The sequence below is a fragment of the Tropicibacter sp. S64 genome (assembly GCF_049803835.1).
In the GTDB taxonomy this organism is placed as follows: domain Bacteria; phylum Pseudomonadota; class Alphaproteobacteria; order Rhodobacterales; family Rhodobacteraceae; genus Pacificoceanicola.
Genome location: NZ_JBNAGK010000002.1, coordinates 161580 through 175824 on the forward strand (window position 1 = coordinate 161580; position 14245 = coordinate 175824).

At 62.1% G+C, this 14245-nt stretch carries 13 protein-coding genes and 1 pseudogene; 7 read left to right on the forward strand and 7 right to left on the reverse strand.

Annotation, left to right across the window (positions count from 1 at the left end):
• The first annotated feature begins 7 nt into the window (after window positions 1–7).
• Window positions 8–910 carry a 5-dehydro-4-deoxyglucarate dehydratase gene (locus ACP159_RS03945; RefSeq protein WP_425098676.1) on the forward strand — a complete coding sequence of 301 codons (903 nt, stop codon included), beginning with the start codon at window positions 8–10 and terminating at the stop codon, window positions 908–910.
• 69 nt (window positions 911–979) lie between these two features.
• On the opposite strand, the gene ACP159_RS03950 is transcribed toward ACP159_RS03945, so the two are convergent.
• Window positions 980–1405 carry a PaaI family thioesterase gene (locus ACP159_RS03950; RefSeq protein WP_425098338.1) on the reverse strand — a complete coding sequence of 142 codons (426 nt, stop codon included), beginning with the start codon at window positions 1403–1405 and terminating at the stop codon, window positions 980–982.
• Between the two features lie 45 nt (window positions 1406–1450).
• Between ACP159_RS03950 and ACP159_RS03955 the strand changes: the two are divergent.
• The 3 genes and pseudogenes from ACP159_RS03955 to gluQRS all read left to right on the forward strand — a co-directional run.
• Window positions 1451–2242 (forward strand): annotated as a pseudogene (locus ACP159_RS03955) (enoyl-CoA hydratase); the annotation flags it as partial.
• Window positions 2243–2342: 100 nt separating this feature from the next.
• Window positions 2343–3686, forward strand: a complete 1344-nt coding sequence (gene trmFO, locus ACP159_RS03960; RefSeq protein ID WP_425098339.1) for a methylenetetrahydrofolate--tRNA-(uracil(54)-C(5))-methyltransferase (FADH(2)-oxidizing) TrmFO — start codon at window positions 2343–2345, stop codon at window positions 3684–3686.
• Window positions 3683–4549, forward strand: a complete 867-nt coding sequence (gluQRS, locus tag ACP159_RS03965) for a tRNA glutamyl-Q(34) synthetase GluQRS (RefSeq protein ID WP_425098340.1) — start codon at window positions 3683–3685, stop codon at window positions 4547–4549. The genes trmFO and gluQRS overlap by 4 nt, the downstream gene beginning before the upstream one ends.
• Here the strand turns inward: gluQRS and hisI are convergent.
• Entirely contained in the window at window positions 4546–4905 is a 360-nt protein-coding gene (hisI, locus tag ACP159_RS03970) for a phosphoribosyl-AMP cyclohydrolase (RefSeq protein ID WP_425098341.1), read from the reverse strand. The two genes, gluQRS and hisI, sit on opposite strands and share 4 nt — an antisense overlap.
• Before the next feature lie 70 nt (window positions 4906–4975).
• Between hisI and ACP159_RS03975 the strand changes: the two genes are divergently transcribed.
• Window positions 4976–5425: an iron-sulfur cluster assembly scaffold protein gene (locus ACP159_RS03975; protein WP_425098342.1), complete on the forward strand. Its 450-nt coding sequence runs from the start codon at window positions 4976–4978 to the stop codon at window positions 5423–5425.
• 58 nt (window positions 5426–5483) lie between these two features.
• Window positions 5484–6887 carry a methyl-accepting chemotaxis protein gene (locus ACP159_RS03980; RefSeq protein ID WP_425098343.1) on the forward strand — a complete coding sequence of 468 codons (1404 nt, stop codon included), beginning with the start codon at window positions 5484–5486 and terminating at the stop codon, window positions 6885–6887.
• Between the two features lie 187 nt (window positions 6888–7074).
• Here the strand turns inward: ACP159_RS03980 and ACP159_RS03985 are convergent, their stop codons facing one another.
• From ACP159_RS03985 to ACP159_RS04005, 5 genes are all read right to left on the reverse strand, one after another.
• Window positions 7075–7197, reverse strand: coding sequence for a hypothetical protein (locus ACP159_RS03985; protein WP_425098344.1), 123 nt, complete (start codon window positions 7195–7197; stop codon window positions 7075–7077).
• A 203-nt stretch (window positions 7198–7400) separates the two neighbouring features.
• Complete coding sequence (gene recG, locus ACP159_RS03990) at window positions 7401–9491, reverse strand: ATP-dependent DNA helicase RecG (protein ID WP_425098345.1); 2091 nt, start codon at window positions 9489–9491, stop codon at window positions 7401–7403.
• Window positions 9488–11599: an NAD-dependent DNA ligase LigA gene (ligA, locus tag ACP159_RS03995; RefSeq protein WP_425098346.1), complete on the reverse strand. Its 2112-nt coding sequence runs from the start codon at window positions 11597–11599 to the stop codon at window positions 9488–9490. Before ligA ends, recG begins: the two co-directional genes overlap by 4 nt.
• A gap of 64 nt (window positions 11600–11663) precedes the next feature.
• Complete coding sequence (ctrA, locus tag ACP159_RS04000) at window positions 11664–12380, reverse strand: response regulator transcription factor CtrA (protein ID WP_425098347.1); 717 nt, start codon at window positions 12378–12380, stop codon at window positions 11664–11666.
• 95 nt (window positions 12381–12475) lie between these two features.
• The gene (locus ACP159_RS04005) at window positions 12476–12763 is read right to left on the reverse strand and encodes a DUF1153 domain-containing protein (protein ID WP_425098348.1); all 288 of its coding nucleotides are present in this window, start codon (window positions 12761–12763) and stop codon (window positions 12476–12478) included.
• 126 nt (window positions 12764–12889) lie between these two features.
• Between ACP159_RS04005 and mnmA the strand changes: the two genes are divergently transcribed.
• Entirely contained in the window at window positions 12890–14032 is a 1143-nt protein-coding gene (gene mnmA, locus ACP159_RS04010; protein ID WP_425098349.1) for a tRNA 2-thiouridine(34) synthase MnmA, read from the forward strand.
• Window positions 14033–14245: the final 213 nt, after the last annotated feature.

The following is a 14245-nucleotide window of genomic DNA, read 5'->3' on the forward strand; positions in this document are numbered from 1 at the left end:
GACCATGATTGCCCCCACCGACCTGCGCGAGATCATCCGCTCCGGCCTGCTCTCCTTCCCCGTCACGCCGTTCGACGCGGAGGACGCCGTCAACCACAAGGCCTTCGCCGCGCACCTCGAATGGCTGGCCCAAACGCCGGTCGCCGGGCTGATCGTCGCGGGCGGCACGGGAGAATTGTTCTCGCTGACACCCGAAGAGGTGGTAGCGGTCGTCAGGACCGCCAAGCAGACCCAACCGAATGAGCCGATCATCGCGGGCTGCGGCTATGGAACGAAGATGGCCATGGAGATGGCGCAGGGCATCGAGGCAGCGGGCGGCGATGGCATCCTGCTCCTGCCGCACTACCTCATCGGTGCGCCGCAGCAGGGCATCGAGAATCACATCCGCCGGGTCTGCCAGTCCACCAACATGGGGGTGATCGTCTACAACCGCGGCCAGTCCGTGGTGAAAGCGGAGACACTGGCGCGGCTGGTCGATGACTGCCCGAACCTGATCGGCTTCAAGGACGGCACCGGCGACATCGACACGGTGAAACGCATCACCGTGCACAACGGCGACCGTCTCGCCTATATCGGCGGCATGCCGACGCATGAACTCTTTGCGCAGGCGTTCCGCGGTGCGGGTGTGGACACTTACTCCTCCGCCGTCTTCAACTTCGTTCCGAAGACCGCGCTGAAGTTCCACACCGCCTTCCTCGCCAAGGACGACGCCACCTGCGAGCAGATGCTGCGCGACTTCTACTACCCGTTTGCGAAGATCCGCGACCGCATGACCGGCTACGCCGTGTCGGCGATCAAGGCAGGCGTCTCGCTGCGCGGCTTTGCCACCGGCCCGGTGCGCACGCCGCTCACGGACCTCGACGAGGCGGAGCGCGAAATGATGTCAGAGCTGATGAAGGGCTACGACTGACCGGAGGGGGTGCGGGGCATAGCCCCGCCCTACGATCCGTCGGCGCAACTTCCATGGGGCTGCGCCGATCTACCCGTGCGCGGGCGGAATCGAATAGGTCAGGCTCGCATGGGCCACCGGCTTGTCGCTGCCCTCGCTGAACAGCAACACATCCGTTACTGACAGCGTCTTGCCCAGCTTCAGCACCCGCGCCTCCGCCAACACATCCTTGCCAGCCTCCGGCTTGCGCATGAAGTCGATGGAGCAATGGGTCGTCACTGCCAGCGCCTGCTTGCCGATGAAAGCCATGGTCGCCACATAAGCTGCCACATCCGCGAGGCTGAACATCGCCGGTCCCGAGACCGTGCCGCCGGGGCGCAGATGCCGCTCGTCCGCATGCAGTCGCATCACCAAGAGGCTCTCGTCCAGCCGGTCGATGCCGAACATGCCCTCGACCTGCGGAAACACCTCTCCGAGAAACGCCGTCATTTCCTCGGCCGTCACTTTCAATTCCACGCCTTGTCCTCCCTGTTTCCCCGCAGCTAAGCTGCCCGCAAAAGGGAGGACAAGATGCAAATCCTGGAACGTCACGACACGAACGGCATCGCGCACCTGCGCCTGAATGCCCCCGAAAAGCTGAACGCCCTTTCCGACGAGATGCTCGCCGCGCTGCAAGGCCAGATCGACGCGTTGAAGGACGACCGTGAAACCCGCGTGGTGATCCTCTCCGGCGCGGGCAAGGCCTTCTGCGCCGGGCACGACCTCAAGCAGATGCAGGCCGGGCGGCAGGCGGAGGACAAGGGCGCGGCCTATTTCAAGGATCTGTTCACCCGCTGCGCCGCCGTCATGACCGGCCTCACGCGCCTGCCGCAGCCGGTGATCGCGCAGGTCCACGGCATTGCCACCGCCGCAGGCTGCCAGATGGTCGCCTCCTGCGACATGGCCGTCGCCGCCGAGGGCACCCGCTTTGGTGTCAACGGCGTGAACATCGGGCTGTTCTGCTCCACTCCCATGGTTGCCCTGTCGCGCAACATCCCGCGCAAGAAGGCCTTCGAGATGCTGACCACCGGCCAGTTCATCTCCGCCGAAAAGGCCGAGCAGGTCGGCCTCGTCAATGCGGTGGTGCCGGTGGACGCCTTGGAAAGCGCCACGCGGGAGCTGGCCGAAACCGTCGCGGGTAAACTCACCGCCGCCGTAAAGATCGGCAAATCGGCCTTCTACGACCAGATCGGCATGGACCTCGACGCGGCCTATGCCTTTACCGGCGACGTGATGGTCGAGAACATGCTCTGGCGCGACACCGACGAGGGCATCACCGCCTTCATCGAAAAGCGCAAACCGGACTGGGCCTGAGCCGAAGGGAAAATCTGTACGAAACTTCACAGGTTTTGTACCAAACTGCACCGCGCCTGCGCCCCTTGGCAGCGTGACGGACTTGGCTTATGTGCGGCGCATGACACAGGAACTCCACATCGTTGGCGGCGGAATGGCCGGATCCGAAGCCGCTTGGCAGGCGGCAAAACTCGGCGTGAACGTCGTGCTGCACGAGATGCGCCCCAAGGTGAAGACATTCGCGCATCAGACTGGAATGTTTGGAGAAATGGTCTGCTCAAACTCGTTCCGCTCGGACGATTCCGAGCAGAATGCGGTGGGTCTCTTGCATTGGGAAATGCGCCAGGCGGACGGTCTTATCATGAACACGGCCTACACGCATCGCCTGCCTGCAGGCGGGGCCTTGGCAGTGGACCGAGACGCCTTTGCCGAGGCGGTCACAGAAGCTTTAACATCACTCCCCAACATACGGATTTCATACGAGGAAATAGACGAGCTTCCGGATGACGGCCAATGGATATTCGCGACCGGGCCGCTGACCTCGCCGAAACTCGGCGAAGCCATCCAAAAGGAAACCGGCGCCGACAGGCTCGCCTTTTTTGACGCCATCGCACCGATCGTTTATGCGGAAAGCATTGATATGTCAGTGGCTTGGCGACAGTCGCGCTATGACAAGGGCGAGACCGAAGAAGAGCAGAAGGCCTACATCAATTGCCCGATGACCAAGGCGCAATACGAAGCCTTCATCGACGCCCTGCTGACAGCGGACAAGACCGAATTTCATGAAGGCGAAACAGCGGGTTACTTCGACGGTTGCTTGCCGATCGAAGTCATGGCCGAGCGCGGCCGGGAGACCCTGCGTCATGGCCCGATGAAGCCGGTCGGTCTGACCAACGCCAATGATCCGCAGAACAAGCCCTACGCCGTGGTGCAGCTGCGCCGCGACAATGCGCTCGGCACGCTCTACAATATCGTCGGCTTCCAGACGAAGATGAAGTACGGCGCGCAAACCGATGTTTTCAAAATGATTCCCGGCCTGCAGAACGCCAGTTTTGCCCGTCTCGGCGGCATCCATCGCAATACGTTCCTGAACTCACCGACGCTGCTCGACGCGCAGATGCGCCTGCGCTCGAAGCCGAACATCCGCTTCGCCGGACAGGTGACCGGGGTTGAAGGCTATGTCGAAAGCGCTGCAATGGGCTTGCTCGCCGGGCGCTTTGCCGCAGCTGAAATCCTTGGGAAATCAATCCCTTATGCCCCTCAGGACAGCGCCCATGGCGCTCTGATCCACCACATCACCGGCGGCGCGGAGGCGAAGACCTTCCAGCCGATGAACGTGAACTTCGGTCTATTCCGCCCGCTCGACGAGATTGTGAAAGGTGGCAGGCGCGGCCGGAAGGATCGGTACAAGGGCTACACGGACCGGGCGAAAACCGTTTGGTCAGAATGGCTTGAGAACCAATGATCACCCGCTTCGCGCCCTCCCCAACGGGGCCGCTGCACCTCGGACACGCCTATTCCGCCTGGCTCGCCCATGACACCGCTCGCAAAGAGGGCGGCACCTTCCTGTTGCGGATCGAGGACATCGACAGGACACGTTCGCGGGACGCATGGGAGCAGCAAATCTACGACGATCTTTCATGGCTGGGGATTACCTGGGATGGCACGCCCATGCGTCAATCCGATCGGGTTTCCGTGTATGAAGATGCGCTGGCAACCCTTTGGAAACGCGGCCTTGTCTATCCATGCTCCTGTTCCAGAAAGGACATAGCCGCGGCCGCGAATGCGCCACAGGAAGGCAGCGAGCCAGTGTTCGGGCCGGATGGCCTCGTCTACCCGGGCACATGCCGGCCAAACCGCCCGCACCCTGTCGGTGACATGCCGGAGGGGATCGCGCTCCGCCTTGACCTCACAGCGGCCTTGCAGCACATCGGCTCCGGCCGCCTGGGCTTCGTCGAAAATGGAGAGACCAACGGGTCACAACGACGCAACGTGGCCGTCACGTCCGACGATCTGATTTCAACAGTCGGGGATATCGTACTGTCCAGAAAGGATTTTCCTGGCTCCTATCACCTCTCCGTCGTCCTTGACGACGCCGCCCAGAACATAACGCATGTCATTCGTGGCAAGGACCTGTTCGACGCGACCAAGATCCACGTCCTATTGCAGCGCTTGCTCGGTCTACCCACGCCGCTATACTTGCACCATCGTCTGATCCGCGACGAAACCGGACGGCGGCTGGCCAAGCGGGACGATGCCCGGGCTATCGCGCAATACCGAAAAGTGGGAGCAACCCCCGATGATCTAAGGACTTTGGTCGGCCTTTAGTCGACCATCGGAGCCATCAGTTCAGTCTCACCATTGGCGACGGACGTGTAGAAACAAGACCGCCGATTGGTGTGACACGCCGGGCCAGTCTGCCGGACGATGGCCAGAAGGCAATCGCGATCACAATCCACGCGCAGATCGACCAACTCCTGGACATGCCCTGAAGTCTCACCCTTGATCCAGAACGACTTTCTGGAACGAGACCAGTATGTTACACGGCGACTTTCAAGTGTTCTGGCGACGGACTCCGCGTTCATCCAGGCCATCATCAACACTTCGCCAGTGCCATCCGCCTGGGCAATGCAGGGGATCAACCCGTTTGAATCATAGACCAAGGTCGCAGGATCGAAGGTCATGGTCGAAAAACCTTTTCTTGTGCGCTATCGATGCCTATCTAGAGGAGCGACCGGAAGAGGGAAAGACGCCATGTCCGAGACCGACTTGATCAAGCTCTACTCGGGCCGCATTCTTGAACTCGCTGCGGACATTCCGCATCTCGGGCGGTTGGACCATCCGGACGCAAGCATCAAGAAACGCTCTCCCCTTTGCGGCTCGACCGTGACGGTGGACGTCGGGCTTGAGAACGGCAAGGTGACCCGTTTCGCTCAGGATGTGAAAGCCTGTGCCCTGGGTCAGGCTGCCGCGTCTGTCGTCGGCGCGGCCATCCTTGGCTGCACGGAGACCCAGATCGTCGCCGCCCGTGATGCGCTGCGTGCCATGCTCAAGGACGGCGGCCCGACGCCTGCCGCGCCGTTCGACGGGTTCGAAGTCCTGCGCCCGGCCATTGCCTACAAGAACCGCCACGCGTCGATCCTCCTCGCCATCGAAGCGAGTGCGGAGGCGTGCGCAAAGGCGCGGGAAAGCCACACGGCTTAATCCTCTCTTCGTATTTTGGCTTTATTCCTTGGCGCTCAAGCGGTGCAAGGAAGGCAGCATGCAGCAGCCCAAGGATTTGAGGCTTCCGGATACGGAGGATCGGCTGAACGCCCTGACTCGAAACGCGACCAGCCTTGGTCGGGAGACGGTCGACATCGGCGGTTTCCTGGGGGATCTCGATGCGCGCTGCCAGGCGCAAATCGACGGGCTGACGCATGTACGAGAGCATACGGCCGCTTTGTCTTCAACAAGCGCTGCCATGCTCGAAGCGGCGATGCGGATGTCGCTCGCCGCCGATGACGCCATGGCCAGAGTGCGTGATTCAACAGCCCTGCTTTCGGAAAATGGTGAACAATCGCAATCCCTTGCGGAGTGGGTTCGGGCGATTCACGCACAAGGGCCGGATGTCGAGGAGATGCTGCGCGCCGTGCAGCTTTCCAACTCCGAAATTGCCGATATTTCCTGGCAGGTCAAACTGCTCGCTGTGAACGCAAAGATCGAGGCGGCACGCGCCGGACAGGCTGGCAAGGGTTTTTCCATCGTCGCGGACGCGGTCAACGAACTCAGCCAGAAGACTAGTAACGCGGCCGAGACGATCTCTGCCACGGTAAAAAAACTGTCGGATTGGCTGAGCGCCCTGCATCGCGGGGCGGAATTGACCTCACGAAACGCGGCGTCGGTCCTCAATCGCAGCGCTGACGCGGATCGCGCACTCAACACCATCGAAAACCGCGTGGCAGAGTTGCAGACCGATGCCCATGCGTTGACCGAAACGGCCGGAAAATCACAGCAGGCGGTCGAGATTGTCGCGCCTGCCGTCGAGGAGATCGCTCAATCGGTTACGGAAGTGGCGAGCGGCGTGGACGAAGCGAGTTCACGGTGCAATTCGCTTGTCGATACGTCGGAAACCATTCTTCAGGATGTCGTCGCCATAGGGGGCAGCGGCGAGGATGGCCCGATGATCACCATGGTTCAGGACCTCGCCGGCCAAATCAGCCTGGCCTTCGAAAAAGCGCTGAAAGAGGGCCAAATTCGCGAAGACCAGTTGTTCGACACATCGTATCGCCCGATCGCCGGAAGCGACCCGCAACAGGTCCTGTCCGGGTTTACCAAGCTGACCGACGAGTTGTTGCCACCGATTCAGGAGCCCGTGCTGGAGATCGATGATCGGATCGTCTTCTGTGCTGCTGTCGATCGGAACGGCTATCTTCCGACACATAACCTGAAATTCTCGAAACCGCAGGGCGACGATCCCGTCTGGAACGCCGCAAACTGCCGGAATCGCAGGATCTTCAACGATCGGGTTGGTTTGAAGGCCGGGCAGAACCAGAATGCGTTTCTGCTGCAGGTTTACCGGCGCGATATGGGCGGCGGTGTCTTCGTGCTCATGAAAGATCTGTCCGCGCCGATCTCCGTCCGCAACAGGCATTGGGGCGGGCTTCGCCTCGCGTACAAGTTCTGACGCCAGCCAGGGACCATGCTGCAAAAAAACCGCCGCGCTCCGAATGGAGGCGGCGGTCAGTGGCGCGTCGTCAGGCCGGGGCGGGCGCAGGCAGGCACCCTTTGGGGACAAATGCAAGCATCAGGGACAGGACGATGCCATACAAAGCCCGGCATGGATAAACGCAGGCAGAAACTTAGGCAGAAACTCAGAAAAGTGCGGGCAGGTGCAAAACGCCCATGAGAATGACGACCAGGGACAACGCGCCGACGGCATCCTGCCAAAGCGTCGCCGTCTGCCGGTTCAGCGCGGATTTCACGATGTCGATCATGGTCTCTATTCCCTCAATCACCCTGTTTCCCATTTGTTCTCACATTGTTTACCCTATGTAAAGAACTTTATGAGAACAAATAAGAACAAACTGGATCCACCCACTTTATCGCTCTTCAGTTTGGACACGCGAGTCGGGCTTCCCCCTGCCGGAACTCGCGGCGCGCGCCGACTTCCCCGCGGCGCGCGCCCCCTCCCTGGGGTCTAGCCAACGCCGATGAGCCGGATCGCCTCGTCCTGCCGCATCAGCCAGAGCAGGTGTCTCGCTGCCTGCCCGCGGGCGCTCTCCAGTGACGGGTCCTCGGCAAGCAGACGCCGGGCATCGCTCTGGGCCACAGCCATCAACCCGGCTTGCCGTTCGAGATCGGCGACTCGGAATTGCGGCAGGCCGCTCTGCGCCGTGCCGATCAGATCGCCGGCCCCGCGCATTTCGAGATCCACCTCGGAAATCCGGAACCCGTCCTCGGTCTCGCGCAACGTGGTCAGTCGCTTCATCCCGCCTTCGTTCAGCGGTGGCTGATACATCAGCAGGCAGGTCGATGCGGCATCGCCGCGCCCGACACGACCGCGCAACTGGTGCAACTGCGCGAGGCCGAAAATCTCCGCGCGTTCGATAACCATGATCGACGCATTCGGCACGTTCACCCCCACCTCGATCACCGTGGTCGCCACAAGAACGCTGGTCCGTCCCGCGACGAACTCTGCCATTGCCGCGTCCTTCTGTTCGTGCGGCATCTGGCCGTGCACCAATCCGACATGCGCCTCGCCCAGCGTGGCACGCAACCGTTTGAACCGTGCTTCCGCGGCAATCAGGTCCGAGGCCTCGCTTTCCTCCACGAGCGGGCAGACCCAATAGGCCTGTCGCCCCTCCGCAATCGCCTTGCGCAGGTGCGCGATCACCTCGTCGATGCGCTCGGTCGAAATCAGCGCCGTCTTGATCGGCTTCCGCCCCGGCGGTTTCTCGTCCAGGATGGACACATCCATGTCCCCGTACTGGGCAAGCGCGAGGCTGCGCGGGATCGGAGTCGCGGTCATGACGAGCACATCCGCCCCCTGCCCCTTGCGGCCAAGTTCCAGCCTTTGCCGCACGCCGAAGCGGTGCTGTTCGTCGACGATGGCAAGGCGCAGATCCCGGAACGCGACGTCCTTCTGAAATACGGCGTGGGTGCCCACCAGGATCTGGATAGCGCCACGTGCCAGCGCGTCCAGCTTCGCCTGCCGCTCACCGCCCTTGTCGCGGCCCGTCAGCAGTTCGAGCACCACCCCGGCAGATTCCGCCAGCGGCTGCAGCCCTTCGAGATGCTGCCGGGCCAGGATCTCGGTCGGCGCCATCATCACGCCCTGTCCTCCGGCCTCGACCGCAATCAGGAGGGCCATGAACGCGACAAGCGTCTTGCCCGCGCCCACGTCCCCTTGCAGCAGCCGGTTCATCCGCTCCGGCGCGGCCATGTCCGCCGCGATTTCATCCATCGCCCGGACTTGCGCGTTCGTCGGTCGATAGGGAAGAGATTTCAGCACCTTGGACCGAAGCCGTCCGTCGCCCTCGGTGACGATGCCACGGCTGCGCCGCCGATTGGCCCGTGCCAGCGCAAGCGTCAACTGATGTGCCATCAACTCGTCATAGGCGAGCCGTGCGCGCGCCGGATCCGTCGGCGCAAGCGCGCCCGCCGTCGTCGGCCTGTGCGCCTGCCGAACCGCTGCCGCCCAGTCCGGCCACCCTTCCTGACGCCGCTGCTCCGCGTCGATCCATTCCTCCAGGTCAGGCACCCGCGACAGGGCATCGGTCACGGCGCGGGTCATTATCTTCTGCGTCACTCCCGAGGTCAGCGGATAGACGGGCTCGAAGTCCGGCAGGCTCTGTGCCTCGTCAGGATCGAGCATGTGCTCGGGGTGCACCATCTGCGGCACCCCGTCGAACAATTCGACCCGCCCCGATACCACCCGACGTTCGCCGGATGGCAATTGCCGCTGCAAATACTCCGGGCGGGCATGGAAGAATACCAGTTGAAACCGTGTCTGCGCGTCATCAACTTCGATCCGGTACGGCGCCCCGCGTTTGCTCGGCGCCCGGTGCTGGCCAATCTGGACCTCGACGGTCACCACTCCGGGCAGATCGGCACCGATCACGGAGGCCCGCAAACGGCGGTCCACAAGCGCATGCGGCAAGGTAAACAAGAGGTCGCGCGGCGCGTGGATGTTCATCTGCTCCAGTGCCTGCGCCGTCTTCGGGCCAATCCCGTCCAGCCCCTTGATGTCCGCAAACAGCGGGAAAAGCGTCTCGGGTCTGCCGCTCATCCGCCGATCAGCTCCAACCACGCGTCTTCGTCGAGGATCGTCAGTCCCAGTTCCTGCGCCTTCTTTTCCTTGCTGCCGGCCCCCGGCCCCGCAACGAGGATGTCGGTTTTCGCCGAGACCGACCCGGAGACCTTCGCGCCCAAGGCCTCGGCCCGTGCCTTGGCTTCCGCCCTGGTCATCTTTTCCAGCGTCCCCGTGAACACCACCGTCTTGCCGGCCACGGGGCTGCCCTCGCTGTTCGGCCGTTCCGCGTCCTGGATATGCAGATGCGCCACCAGGCGGTCGATGGACGCGCGTTCGGCCGGCTGGTTCATCGCCGAGACCAGCGACTGTGCCAGAACCGCCCCGACCCCGTCGATTGCCATCAACTCGTCCCAAGCCGCGCCTTCCATCGGCGCGGCGTCGACCATGGCTTTCTCGAAGGTGGTCCAGCCGCCGTAGTGCCGGGCCAGCAGATTGGATGCGCTCTCGCCGACATGGCGAATGCCGAGGGCGAAAATCACCCGGCGCAACGGAATGGTTCGGCGCTCGTCTATGGCGTCGAACAGTTTCGCAGCGGATTTCTCGCCCCATCCCTCGCGGTTCCTGAGCTGTTGCAGTCCGGAGCCGTATCCCGATTTCAACTCGAAGATGTCCGCTGGCTCCTTTATCCAACCGTCATTGTAGAACTGCTCCACCTGTTTCGCGCCAAGCCCTTCGATGTCGAAAGCGGCGCGGGAGACGAAATGTTTCAGCTTTTCTATGGCTTGCGCCGGGCAGATCATACCACCGGAACAGCGCCGGACCGCATCGCCCGGCTCGCGGATGGCATCGGAACCACATTCAGGGCACACCTCGGGAAACACGAAGGCGGTGTCGTTCGTGCGCCGGGACAAGTCGACATCGGCCACCTTGGGGATCACGTCGCCAGCGCGATAAACCTGCACCCAATCGCCCTCGCGGATGTCCTTGCCATCGCGGATCGGATTTCCCTCATTGTCGCGCCCGGCGATATAGTCCTCGTTGTGCAGGGTCGCGTTCGAGACCACGACGCCGCCCACCGTGACCGGCGCGAGACGGGCCACCGGGGACAGTGCCCCGGTCCGACCGACCTGGATGTCGATGCTTTCGAGCCGGGTCCAGGCAAGTTCCGCCGGAAACTTGTGCGCGATGGCCCAGCGGGGCGTGGTCGAGCGAAAGCCCATGCGGGCCTGGAATCCAAGATCGTTTACCTTGTAGACCACGCCGTCTATGTCGTAGCCGAGCGTCGCCCGTTGCGCTTCGATCTTGCGAAACTGCGCCAGCATGTCATCCGGCCCGTGACAGACCGCCGTGAGCGCATTGGTCTGGAACCCCAGCGATCGGAGGCGGTCGATTGCCCCCATCTGCGTTTCGGACAGCGGTTCCGAAAGTTCTCCCCAGGAATAGGCAAAGAATCTAAGCGGGCGGTCCCGAGTTATCGAGGAATCCAGTTGCCGCAGGCTTCCGGCGGCGGCATTGCGCGGATTTGCAAAGGTTTTTCCGCCACGCTCCGCCTGACGGGCGTTGAGCGCCGCGAAATCCGCGTGGCTCATGTAAACCTCGCCGCGCACTTCCAGGATTTCCGGTGCGCCGTCCAGCCGTTCCGGAATGTCATCGATCGTCCTGGCGTTGGCCGTGACATTCTCGCCTTCCGCGCCATCGCCGCGCGTCGCGGCCTGCATCAGTATGCCGTTTTCATAGCGCAGAGACAGCGACAGACCGTCGATCTTCGGCTCGGCAGTGTAGCTCACTGTCTCGTCCGCCGACAGGCCGAGGTACCGTCGAACTGAAATGTCGAAATCCGCTATGTCCTCGTCGTCGAAGGCATTCGAGAGTGACATCATGCGAACGGCGTGCCGAACCTTGGTAAACCCCTCGGCCAGGGCGGCGCCAACCTGATCGGAGGGGCTGTCGGCGCGTTTCAGATGAGGAAAGCGCGCCTCGATTTCGCTATTGCGCCGCTTGAGACCGTCGTAATCCGCGTCGGAGATTTCCGGGGCATCTTCAGTATGATACGCGCGGTTCGCGGCGGCGATCTTCTCCGCCAATTCCGCCAGTTCCTCGCGCGCATCCTTCTCGTTCAGCGTCTCGACTGCCTTTACCGCCATTGCCCTGCCCTTTGCGCCCGGTCACTGGTGAAGTGATAGGCGGGGCGGCAGCCGAGGTCCAGCGTCAGGCGCTTGCGGCCAGCCGCTTCGGCTCGTCCTGGCTCGGCTCCGGGTCACGCAGCACGTATCCGCGGCCCCAGACCGTTTCGATGTAATTGTCGTCCCCCGTGGCTTCGGACAGCTTCTTGCGGAGTTTGCAGATGAAGACGTCAATGATTTTCAGTTCCGGCTCGTCCATGCCACCGTACAGGTGGTTAAGGAACATCTCCTTGGTCAGGGTCGTGCCCTTGCGCAGGCTGAGGAGTTCCAGCATCTGGTATTCCTTGCCGGTCAGATGCACGGATTTGCCGCCGACCTCCACCGTCTTCGCGTCTAGGTTGACGGAAATCTTGCCGGTGCGGATGACGGACTGGGAATGGCCCTTCGAACGGCGGATGATCGCATGGATGCGTGCGATGAGTTCATCCCTGTGAAAGGGTTTGGTCATATAGTCGTCGGCGCCGAAACCGAAGCCCTTGATCTTGCTCTGGGTATCGTCGTCACCGGAGAGAATGAGAATGGGCGTCTCGACGCGGGCCACGCGCAGTTGGCGCAAGACCTCGTGCCCGTTGATATCCGGCAGGTTCAGATCCAGCAGGATCAGGTCGTAATCATACAATTTGGCGAGGTCGATGCCCTCCTCGCCGAGGTCCGTCGCATAGACGTTCAGGTTGGCATGAGACAGCATCAACTCGATGCTTTTGGAAGTCGTGGGATCGTCTTCCACCAGTAGAATGCGCATTGCGGGTCTCCAACTTGTTCCTCGGGCTTAGGTGAACCTGTCGGAAAATAGTTAACGCGGGCTTACCATGACTCGAAGTAACAAACTTTTTTGCGCTATTCAACCTCTGGTTGCCTGAATTTCTGGACTCGGGTCGCCTTGAGCGCCTCCTCTCCATGCCGGGCGGCGGCACGGACCCAGGACATTAGTTCCTCCGCGCTCAAGGCATAGCGTTCCATCGCCTGATCGCTCGTCAACAGCCCGAATTGAACCGCCTTTACCACCGCGGCCTTGCGCGAGGCAACCCAGCGACGGGTCTCCGGCGGCGGCAGGTCCGCACGAGTCATCACGGTGCCGTCCGGAAGCTTCACCGCGCGCGGGCCATCGATCTTTTTCAGGTACATAGTCGTCATCCCCTCGTTCGGATGACGCCAATCAAACACGCAGGCTTTAACAGCGGCTGAATGCGACCCCTTGAGAGTATGTGCAATTTTCCTATATTCCCGGCTTGTTCCAAGGAGACGCAGCCCATGCCCCTCGATCCGGCCCCGCTCAATTCGCTCGGCCTGCCGAAAAGCCCCGCAGAAACCCGCGTCGTCGTGGCCATGTCCGGCGGCGTCGACAGTTCCGTCGTGGCGGCGAAACTCAAGGACGAGGGCTATGACGTAGTCGGCGTGACCTTGCAGCTTTACGACCACGGCGCGGCGCTGGCCAAGAAGGGCGCCTGCTGCGCCGGCGTCGATATCCACGATGCGCGGCGCGTCGCGGAGGAGATGAACTTCCCCCATTATGTCCTTGATTACGAAAACATCTTCCGCGATGCGGTGATCGAGGAATTCGCCGAAAGCTACCTTGGCGGCGCCACTCCGGTGCCCTGCATCCGCTGCAACGAAAGGGTGAAGTTCAAGGACCTTCTGGACACCGCGAAGGATCTCGAAGCCGATTGCATGGCGACGGGCCATTACATCCAGCGCAAGATGGGGCCGCACGGGCCGGAACTGCATTGCGCCGAGGACCGCAATCGCGACCAGAGCTATTTCCTGTTTTCGACCACGCCGGAGCAGCTGGATTTCCTGCGCTTTCCGCTTGGTCATTTGCCGTCCAAGGCCGCCACGCGGGAACTGGCGGCGCAATACGGCCTGGCCGTGGCCGACAAGCCGGACAGCCAGGACATCTGTTTCGTGCCGGATGGTAACTATGCGGCCGTCATCGAGAAATTGCGCCCCGGGTCAGTTGAACCGGGCGAGATCGTGCATGCCGATGGCCGCGTGCTTGGGACACACAACGGGGTGATCCATTACACTATTGGCCAGCGTCGGGGGCTCGGCATTGGCGGGCTCAGCGATCCGCTTTATGTCGTGCGGCTCGATGTCGAAACGAGGCAAGTCATAGTCGGGCCGAAGGACATGCTGGCGACGCGGGTGATCCCGGTTCGCGAGATCAACTGGCTTGGCGATGCGCCTTTCAATTCGCAGAAGGAATGGCATCTGGCGGTAAAGGTCCGCTCGACCCGCCCGCCGCGGGAGGCAATCGTGCGGCCAATTTCCGAAACCGAGGCGGAAGTCGAATTGCTGACACCGGAAGAAGGCGTAAGCCCCGGGCAAGCTTGCGTTTTCTACGATCCGGAGAGCACGCGCATCTTTGGGGGCGGCTGGATCTGGCGCGGTCACTGAGGCGCTTTCAGCGTTCGATGCGGTAAGGTTCGGCGTGCAACGCACGCCGGGTTACCGGGTTCTGACCGCATCGCGCGCGCAACGGGGCGATGGAAAGTCGGTACAAAAAGGTCCGAGTTTCGTACAGATTACCCCCCTTCGGAAATTGGCCAACTCCAGGGTGATTCGCGGGTTTGGTACAAAACTGTCCGAGTTTCGTACATATTTGTTATT

Excerpts from the sequence above, each read along its gene's own strand:
- hisI (WP_425098341.1), bottom strand. The coding sequence starts at position 4,905 with ATGACCTTCGATCCTGCGACCTTGGTCTATGATTCAAACGGGTTGATC.
- ligA (WP_425098346.1), bottom strand. The coding sequence starts at position 11,599 with ATGGCGGTAAAGGCAGTCGAGACGCTGAACGAGAAGGATGCGCGCGAG.
- trmFO (WP_425098339.1), top strand. The coding sequence starts at position 2,343 with ATGACACAGGAACTCCACATCGTTGGCGGCGGAATGGCCGGATCCGAA.
- recG (WP_425098345.1), bottom strand. The coding sequence starts at position 9,491 with ATGAGCGGCAGACCCGAGACGCTTTTCCCGCTGTTTGCGGACATCAAG.
- mnmA (WP_425098349.1), top strand. The coding sequence starts at position 12,890 with ATGCCCCTCGATCCGGCCCCGCTCAATTCGCTCGGCCTGCCGAAAAGC.
- ACP159_RS03980 (WP_425098343.1), top strand. The coding sequence starts at position 5,484 with ATGCAGCAGCCCAAGGATTTGAGGCTTCCGGATACGGAGGATCGGCTG.
- gluQRS (WP_425098340.1), top strand. The coding sequence starts at position 3,683 with ATGATCACCCGCTTCGCGCCCTCCCCAACGGGGCCGCTGCACCTCGGA.
- ctrA (WP_425098347.1), bottom strand. The coding sequence starts at position 12,380 with ATGCGCATTCTACTGGTGGAAGACGATCCCACGACTTCCAAAAGCATC.
- ACP159_RS04005 (WP_425098348.1), bottom strand. The coding sequence starts at position 12,763 with ATGTACCTGAAAAAGATCGATGGCCCGCGCGCGGTGAAGCTTCCGGAC.
- ACP159_RS03985 (WP_425098344.1), bottom strand. The coding sequence starts at position 7,197 with ATGATCGACATCGTGAAATCCGCGCTGAACCGGCAGACGGCGACGCTT.
- ACP159_RS03975 (WP_425098342.1), top strand. The coding sequence starts at position 4,976 with ATGTCCGAGACCGACTTGATCAAGCTCTACTCGGGCCGCATTCTTGAA.